This window comes from Brevundimonas sp. (assembly GCF_018608325.1).
Classification (GTDB): Bacteria; Pseudomonadota; Alphaproteobacteria; order Caulobacterales; family Caulobacteraceae; genus Brevundimonas.
The window spans coordinates 1-8,012 of the sequence record NZ_JABAZW010000094.1; the positions used below are offsets into that span (position 1 = coordinate 1).

Below are 8,012 nucleotides of genomic sequence, written 5' to 3' on the forward strand. Positions count from 1 at the left end.
TCTTCATAGAACTCACTGGCCGCGCAGTCCAGGGCCAGGGTCACGTCGGTGCCCGCCGCCGTCAGGGTCGAGACCATGACCACCGGCATGGGCCGCAGCCGCATGATTTTTTCGAGGAACTCCAGCCCGTTCATATTGGGCATCTCGACGTCCAGAGTGATGACGTCGGGGTTCAGGGCCTTGATGGCCGCGCGCGCCTCGATCGGATCGGCCGCCGTGCCGACGACCTCGATGTCCGGGTCCTGACGCAGGGCCGCAGAGATCAGGTTGCGCATCGTCAGACTGTCGTCGACGACCAGCACGCGCGCCGCGCTCACGCCCCTGCTCCCAGACGATAGGTGGTCAGGCCCGAGGTCTGAAGCTGGCTGGCGGCGGGGCCCGTGACCCGTTCCGAATGGCCGATATAGAGGGTGGCGCCGGGCGTCATCACGGGGGTGAAGCGCGTCCACACCCGCTCCTGCGTCCGATCGTCGAAATAGATGACCACGTTGCGGCAGAAGATGACATCGAACCGGCCCTTCATCGGCCAGTTGCCGATCAGGTTCAGCTCTCGAAAGGCGACCAGACGCTTCAACTGGGTGCCCGCGCGCCAACGTCCGCCCTCGGCCCGGTCGAAATAGCGGCGCCACAGGGCGGCAGGCGCCGGCTCCAGCGCCTCTTCCGAATAGGCGCCGTCCGCACCTTGCGCGACCATGTTCGGGTCGATGTCTGTGGCCAGGATGCGCACGTCCAGATCCGCCGCCTCGGGCAGGACGGACAACACGGTCAGGGCCATGGAATAGGGTTCCTGCCCATTGGAACAGGCCGCCGACCACAGCCGCACACGCCCGCCCGCCCGCGCCCGTTCGGCCAGGGCAGGCATGACCCGGTCGCGCAGGTCATCGAAATGGTGCGGCTCGCGGTAGAAACGCGTGACATTGGTGGTCAGGGCCGCCGTCATCTTCTGACGCTCATCCACCCCGTCCACGCCCTCGATCAGGGCGCAGTAGTCCCTGAAGCTGCGCAGGCCCAGAACCCGCAGCCGTTTGGCCAGACGGGAATAGACCAGGGCGGCCTTGCCCTCGCTGAGGGCGATGCCTGCATGGGCATGCAGCATCTGGGCGATCTGGCTGAAATCCTCGGCGGTGAAGACGAACTCGCCTTCGACCAGGGAACCTCGGCCGGCGACGGCGGTCATGCGGCTTGGGCCTCACGTTCGGGCAGGACGTGATCCAGCTCGATCAGGCTGATCATCCGCCCATCAATGGAGAAGATGCCCTTCACGAAGGACTTCACATGCTCGCTGGCGACGTCGGGCGTCGGCTGCACCGAGGCCTCGGTCATCTGCAGGATGTCGGACACGGCGTCGACCAGCAGGCCCACCGTGCGGCCGCCGATATTGGCCACCATGATCACATGGCGGGCGGTCGGCTCTGAGGTCTCCAGACCAAAGCGCGCGCCCAGATCGATGATCGGCAGGACCGTGCCGCGCAGGTTGATGACGCCCTTCATGTATCCGGGCGAACGCGGCAGCGGCGTCGCCGGGGTCCAGCCCCGGATTTCTCGCACCGACATGATGTCGACGCAGAACTCCTGACCGCCGATACGAAAGGCGATCAGTTCACGATTTGCAGTGTCGTTGGCTTCGGTCATGGTTCAGCTCGCCAGCTTGAAGTCGGAACGGACGCCGGAACGGCGGATGGCGACCAGGCTGTCGACATCGAGGATCAGGGCGACCCGGCCATCGCCCAGAATGGTGGCGGCGGCGACGCCCTCCACCTGTTGGTAATTGGTCTCAAGGCTCTTGATGACGACCTGACGCTGGCCCTGGATCGCATCCAACAGCAGGGCGGCGCGTTGACCGGATTCGGTTTCGACGATGACTGCGATGCCCTGGGTCGGGTCCATCGGCACGTCGCGGAAGCCCATCACCATCGCCACGTCCACCACCGGCACATAGGTGTCGCGGAAGCGGATCACCGGGTCCAGACCGCCGACATGGTGCAGGTCTGCGGCCTGCGGCGTCAGGCTTTCAACAATGGCCGGAAGGGGCGCGATCAGGGTCTGTTCGGCGGCGGTCGTGACCATGCCGTCCAGCACCGCCAGCGTCAGCGGCAGGCTGAGGGTGAAGGTTGAGCCCTTGCCCGGAACCGAGCTGATGGAGATGCGGCCGCCCAGAGCATGGATCGAGCGTTTGACCACATCCATGCCGACGCCCCGGCCCGAGATGTCCGACACGGCGTCGGCGGTCGAGAAGCCGGGCAGGAAGATCAGATTGTCCACCTGTTCGTCGCTGAGCACCGCGTCGGCGGCGATCAGATCCTTGTCCACGGCGATCTTGCGGACCCGCTCGCGGTTGATGCCGCGCCCGTCGTCGCTGATCTCAATGACGATGCGGCCCGAGCGATGCAGGGCGGCCAGATGAACCACGCCCTCTGCAGGCTTGCCCGACGCGATCCGTTCCGCAGGCGTCTCCAGCCCGTGGTCGATGGCGTTGCGCAGCATGTGGGTGATGGGTTCGGCCAGACGTTCGACCACGGTCTTGTCGACCTCGGTGTCCTCGCCCGCCGTGACCAGACGCACCTGTTTGTGCGTCATGTCGGCGACTTCGCGCACCAGACGCGGCATCCGCTGGAACACCGACTTCACCGGCTGGGCGCGGATGGCCATGACGCTGTCCTGAATCTCGCGCGTCAGCAGCTCCAGGTCTTCCAAACCCAGGGCAATGCCGGACGACCGCGCCAGACCGCTTTCCAGAACCCGTTGCGACAGCATGGCCTGCTGGATGACCAGTTCGCCCACCGCGTTGATCAGCCGGTCCACCCGATCCAGATCGACCCGAATGGTCACGGGCGCAGGCGCGACCGGCGCACTGGCCGCAGCAGGTGCGGCAGGTGTGGGCGTTGGCGCTGGCGCGGCGACGACCGGCGCAGGTTCTGGCGCCGACAGCGATGCGAGCGGTTCGGAAGGCGCCTCGCTCTGAACGCGGGCCAGCAGGGCGGCGATGTCCAGTTCATCGCTCGCGGGCAGGACCGCAGGCCCATCGTCCAGAAAGACGAAATCGGCTTCGGCGGATGCGCCCAGCGGCGTGATGGTGAGGTCGCAGTCGGCCTCGACGAAGTCGAACACTTCACGCACCGCCGCCTCGTCGACCGCAGCGTGCAGTTCAACGGTCCAGCTGAGCCAGTTTTCCTCGACCGCCAGTTCATCCAGCGCAGGCAGTTGGCTGTCGTCCAGAACCACAGTGGTCGGGCCAAGCCGCCCCAGTTCGCGCAACAGCAGGCCCGTCTCATTGGCGCTGGCGTACATGCGGCCATGCGGCTTCAGCTCGATGCGCCAGCCCGCAGGTGCGGCGACCGGGTCGACGGCGGGGACCGGGACTGAGACTTCATCCAGCGCCATGTCGAACGCCATGGGCGTGAAGCCGAAATCGTCTTCTTCCTCAGCCACAGGCGCGGGCGCCTCGCCGCCATGGGTCAGCAGCTCCATCTCGGCGACCAGACCGGCGGAACGGGCTTCATCCACCTCAGGGACCAGCCCTTGCGCGGCCTGAACATGGTCGGCCAGCACGTCAGAGGCGCGTAGAAGCGTCTTGATGGTCACCGGATCGCAGGGTTTGCGCCCCGCGCGCAGCTCGTCCATCAGGGTTTCGAAGACGTGGGCGAACCGGACCAGGGCCTCCAGCCCGAACGCCCCCGCCCCGCCCTTCACCGAGTGAACGGCGCGAAAGACGGCGTTGATCGTCTCAAGATCAGTCTGCCCCTGTTCGAGCAGCATCAGCTTCGATTCCAGCTCTGCGAGCAGTTCGTCGCATTCCTGGAAGAAGGTGACCTTGATGGCTTCAAAGGCGTCCATGGCGCGGTGTCCGACCTCTTGTCTGGGCTAGGCCGCGACGCGGCGCACGGCGTCGACCAGCTTGACCGGGTCGAACGGTTTGACGATCCAGCCCGTGGCGCCGGCGGCGCGGGCGCGTGACTTCTTCTCGGCGTCGCTCTCGGTCGTCAGAACCAGGACCGGCGTGGTGCGGTGGTTCGGATCGGCGCGCATCCCCTCGATGAAGCCGAAGCCGTCCATGCGCGGCATGTTGATGTCGGTGATGACAACGTCGGCGCCCTTGGCGGCCAGGGTCTCAAGCCCGTCGACGCCGTCCACGGCCTGGATGACGGTGTAGCCCGCCTCCTCCAGCGCCAGCAGCAGCATGTCGCGCATGGTGCGTGAATCATCGACGGTCAGAACGGTCTTGCTCATGCGAGCACCCCCTCGGAATCGAACGCGGGCGCGCCGAAAGCGGCCCACTGCTCGGAGAAACTATCGGACGGATATGCTAACCTTAGGTTGATTTCGTCGCGCCGCCACAAGCTAAGGGCGGACAGCAGCACCTGAAGGCACAGGCCGCCCAGCCGTTCGACGCCCGAGGCATCCACCACCAGCACCCGCCCGCGGTGGGCCAGAAGCTCGGCTTTCAGAGGCTCGGCCGCCTTCAGATCCAGCACCGGCGACAAGGTCAGAACAACGGGCGGCGTATCGCTCATCAGAACTCTTCCCATCCATCTTCAATGACTTGCGGTTGCAGGGCCGCCCCGCCGCGTCCAATGGTCCGCATGGCCTGAACCGTGCGCTCCGACGGGCGCGGGGCGTAGGCGGGGGCGCGGGCGGGTGTGGCGGCAGGCAGGCGATGGGCTGTCTCGCCGACCTGGAACTGCGCCACCGAGGCCTGCAGAGTTTCGGCCTCCTGCTCCAGCGAATGGCTGGCGGCGGTCGATTGTTCGACCATGGCGGCGTTCTGCTGGGTGACCTGATCCATCTGGTTCACGGCGGTGTTGACCTGGGCCAGACCCACGGCCTGCTCCTGGGCCGAGGCGGCGATTTCCGTAACCAGGCTGTCGATTTCGGCGACCCGATCGACGATGCGGTGCAGGGCCTGCCCCGTCTCGCCGACCAATTTGACGCCTGCGCCGACCTGTCCGGTCGAGGCGGAGATCAGGACCTTGATCTCCTTGGCGGCTTCGGCCGAGCGCTGGGCCAGGGCGCGCACTTCGGAGGCGACGACGGCGAAACCGCGTCCTGCATCGCCCGCGCGTGCGGCCTCGACGCCTGCGTTCAGGGCCAGCAGATTGGTCTGGAAGGCGATCTCGTCGATCACGCCGATGATCTGGCCGATCTGGGCCGAAGACTTCTCGATGGCGGTCATGGCCGAGACGGCGTCACGCACCACCACGCCGCTCTTTTCCGCATCGCCGCGCGCGACCTGAACCACGCTGGAGGCCTGTTTGGCGCCCGAGGCGGTCTTGTTCACCGTGGCGGTGATCTGATCCAGCGCAGCGGCGGTCTCTTCCAGAGAAGCGGCCTGCTGTTCGGTGCGGCGCGACAGGTCGTCGGCGGCCTGGGAGATTTCACCCGCGCCCGACCGGATGGCCGACACATTGGACACCACCACCGACACGGCCTGCTGCAACTGGGCGATGGCCGAGTTGAAGTCGTTCTTCAGCCGTTCGGCGCGTGGGGCCACATCGGCGGTGAAACGGTGTGTCAGGTCGCCCTCGGCCAGGGCCGTCAGACCCGCGGCGAGCGCCTTCAGGGCCACCGTGTCCTCGGCGGCCAGACGGGCCTTTTCGGCTTCGTTGGCGGCGCGTTCCTGTTCGGCGGCGGCGCGCTGGGCCACGGCCTCTGCCTCCAGACGGGTCTTTTCGACAGCGGCGTCGCGGAAGGCGGTGACCGCCTGGGCCATCTGGCCGAACTCGTCCTTGCGGCGAACCCCGGCGACCTCGATGGCCGTATTGCCCGCCATCAGGGTCTTCATATAGCCCACCATGGTCATGATCGGCTTAACGATGGCGCGGCTGGCGACCCAGCCGGCGACCAGCGCGATCATCAGGGCGGCGACCATGCCCGCGATCACGGCGATCATGACATTGTTGGCGGCGTCGTTCTGGGCCTTGCGGACCACGTCTAGCGCGGCGGTGTTGTCGGCCTTGATCTCGTCGATGGCGTTCAGCATCGGCAGGAAATAGCCGTCGGCTATGCCCTTGCGGCCGACCATCTGCTCGGCCTCGCCGCTCTTGCCGTCGCGGACCAGAACCTGGCCGACCTGGACCACGTCCTTGTACCAGGCGGCGTTTGCGCGTTCGGCGACGTCCACAGACCCGACACGTGCGGTCGGCAGGCTGGTCCTCAGCTCGTCCAGCGCCGCGCGGAACTTGGCGCGGTGCCCGTCCAGACGCTCGATGTAATAGGGGTCCTGAGACAGCAGGAAGCCGCGATAGGCGTTCTCCTGTTCGATCAGGGCCAGTTCGGCGACGGCCGCCGTGCGGTTGATCTGGTTCTCGGCGCTGCGGGCAGCGCCCGCATGCTCAGACGTCAGGATGTTCGCGATGATCACCGCCCCCATGACGCCAATGGCCCCCAGGACCACGGCGAAGGCGACGAACAGCTTTCTGCTGACGGAGAGGTTTTCCAGGAATTTCAATGCAGACTACCCTGATTAATCAAACGCACGCCAACGGAGACACCCGCCAGAAGCCGCGCCTCAGCCGATGAAGGACTTTTGTCTTTGGGATTTCGAGAAGGCCGAACGCCGTCATTCCCAGCCTGGGCAGCGATCATGCCGAAACAGGCCGGACCGGCGGCCGCTGGGGCGACGAGCGCGCAAAGGATAGGAGAGAGATTCATGACCGACCTTGGAAGCTTTGCACTATGCCAACCAAGGATGAGTCGATGATTAATACCGGCGGTATGGCCAAGCTTACTGCCGATGCTCGACTTATGCTTAACGCACGTTAAGGTTGACCTGGTTGCGCGATTTGATTGTGATCGCGAACAATTCATTCTGCGGCAAAAAGCTTTGCGGTAATTGCTATCTCCGCGTTTCCACTTAAGAATTCGCCTGCTATCAGGAAAAAGTCGAAAATGTGTCGAGCGGGTGAGCCAACATGATTTCGCGCGGGCGAGATCCGACATGACGTGGGCGCGGTCAGCGGGCTCCACGGGGCGGCAACGCCCCATGGCCGAGCCTCAGGTTCGTCAGCCCTGGTGGCATGGCGTGCTGATCGCAACAACCACTGTCGGTGTCGCTGTTCTTGTTCGAACCAGCCTCGAAAGCCTCTGGCATTTCTACTTCCTGCCGATGATGCCGGCAGTCATGGTGACCGCCCTCCTGGCGGGGCGATGGTCCGTCACCCTGGCCATCTGTCTGGCCGTCGTCGCCAATGTGGTTCAGGTGCGCGGCGTCAGCCAGGAAGACATTGTCGTCAACTCGATCCTGTTCGCCCTGATCTCATGGGGCATCGCCGAGGTCTGCTGGCGTCTGATCCAGGCGTTGCGGCAGTCGCGACGGATCTCGCATGACCTGTTCGTGCGCGAAGCGGTTCTGGACACGATCCTGACCTCTGTTCCCATCGTCACCCTGGATCGCCGGGGCCACATAAGACGCATCACCCCCGTCGCCGCCGAGCTTCTGGCCGTCGCCCCGGAGGCCGCCACCAACCAGCCCTTTTCAGCCTTCGTCGGCGGCTTTCACCCCGCCCTGCTGGAGAAGGTCGGCGAAGGTGGAATACTGGACCCGCCGCCCCAGCGCAGATGGACCGCCACACGACCGGACGGTACGGTCACCTCGCTGATCATCCATGCCGACATCCTGCCGGACGACATCGAACCCGAACATGCGGTGCTGTCCCTGGCGGATCAGACCCAGGCCGACGCGGCCAAGGATCAAAGCCACGCGTTCAGCCTGCAGCTGCAGCAGATGTGGCGATTGAACTCCCTGGGAGAAATGGCCGCCACACTGGCGCACGAACTCAACCAGCCGCTCACCGCGCTCACCACGCTGTCCGACAACGCCAACCAGCTTGCCGAGCGCGGCCGCATCGACGAGGTGCGCGGCAACCTCACGCACATCAGCCAACTTGCCGAACGCATGGGGCGCATCGTTTCACACATCAAGGCCTTCTCGCGCAAGGGCGATGCGGCACGCGCAGCGGTGTCGGTGGACGAAGCCATCCGCCAGGCGCTGATGCTGATCGAGACGCGTCGCCGGC

Annotated in this window: 8 protein-coding genes; 1 reads left to right on the forward strand and 7 read right to left on the reverse strand. The window is 65.6% G+C overall.

The features are described 5' to 3' along the window. The 7 genes from QZ281_RS09205 to QZ281_RS09235 all read right to left on the reverse strand — a co-directional run. A partial coding sequence (locus QZ281_RS09205) for a response regulator (protein ID WP_292227470.1) occupies positions 1-317 on the reverse strand: 317 nt, incomplete at its 3' end. Continuing rightward, positions 314-1,177, reverse strand: coding sequence for a protein-glutamate O-methyltransferase (locus QZ281_RS09210; RefSeq protein ID WP_292227472.1), 864 nt, complete (start codon positions 1,175-1,177; stop codon positions 314-316). The genes QZ281_RS09205 and QZ281_RS09210, both read right to left, overlap by 4 nt. After that, a complete protein-coding gene (locus tag QZ281_RS09215; RefSeq protein WP_201096353.1) occupies positions 1,174-1,632 on the reverse strand; it encodes a chemotaxis protein CheW in 459 nt (152 codons plus the stop codon). The genes QZ281_RS09210 and QZ281_RS09215 overlap by 4 nt, the downstream gene beginning before the upstream one ends. 3 nt (positions 1,633-1,635) lie before the next feature. Further along, positions 1,636-3,834, reverse strand: coding sequence for a chemotaxis protein CheA (locus QZ281_RS09220; RefSeq protein WP_292227476.1), 2,199 nt, complete (start codon positions 3,832-3,834; stop codon positions 1,636-1,638). 27 nt (positions 3,835-3,861) lie between these two features. After that, complete coding sequence (locus tag QZ281_RS09225; protein ID WP_201096350.1) at positions 3,862-4,227, reverse strand: response regulator; 366 nt, start codon at positions 4,225-4,227, stop codon at positions 3,862-3,864. Continuing rightward, positions 4,224-4,511 (reverse strand): STAS domain-containing protein, encoded by a 288-nt coding sequence (locus QZ281_RS09230; protein WP_292227481.1) that lies wholly within the window; start codon positions 4,509-4,511, stop codon positions 4,224-4,226. Before QZ281_RS09230 ends, QZ281_RS09225 begins: the two co-directional genes overlap by 4 nt. Next, positions 4,511-6,445, reverse strand: coding sequence for a methyl-accepting chemotaxis protein (locus QZ281_RS09235; RefSeq protein ID WP_363297689.1), 1,935 nt, complete (start codon positions 6,443-6,445; stop codon positions 4,511-4,513). The genes QZ281_RS09230 and QZ281_RS09235 overlap by 1 nt, the downstream gene beginning before the upstream one ends. Positions 6,446-6,979: 534 nt before the next feature. Here QZ281_RS09235 and QZ281_RS09240 point away from each other — a divergent pair. Further along, positions 6,980-8,012: histidine kinase dimerization/phospho-acceptor domain-containing protein (locus QZ281_RS09240; RefSeq protein WP_292227483.1), on the forward strand; the 1,033-nt coding region annotated here is incomplete at its 3' end.

Coding starts and splice junctions, on each gene's coding strand:
- QZ281_RS09210 (WP_292227472.1), bottom strand. CDS start 1,177: ATGACCGCCGTCGCCGGCCGAGGTTCCCTGGTCGAAGGCGAGTTCGTC.
- QZ281_RS09215 (WP_201096353.1), bottom strand. CDS start 1,632: ATGACCGAAGCCAACGACACTGCAAATCGTGAACTGATCGCCTTTCGT.
- QZ281_RS09220 (WP_292227476.1), bottom strand. CDS start 3,834: ATGGACGCCTTTGAAGCCATCAAGGTCACCTTCTTCCAGGAATGCGAC.
- QZ281_RS09225 (WP_201096350.1), bottom strand. CDS start 4,227: ATGAGCAAGACCGTTCTGACCGTCGATGATTCACGCACCATGCGCGAC.
- QZ281_RS09230 (WP_292227481.1), bottom strand. CDS start 4,511: ATGAGCGATACGCCGCCCGTTGTTCTGACCTTGTCGCCGGTGCTGGAT.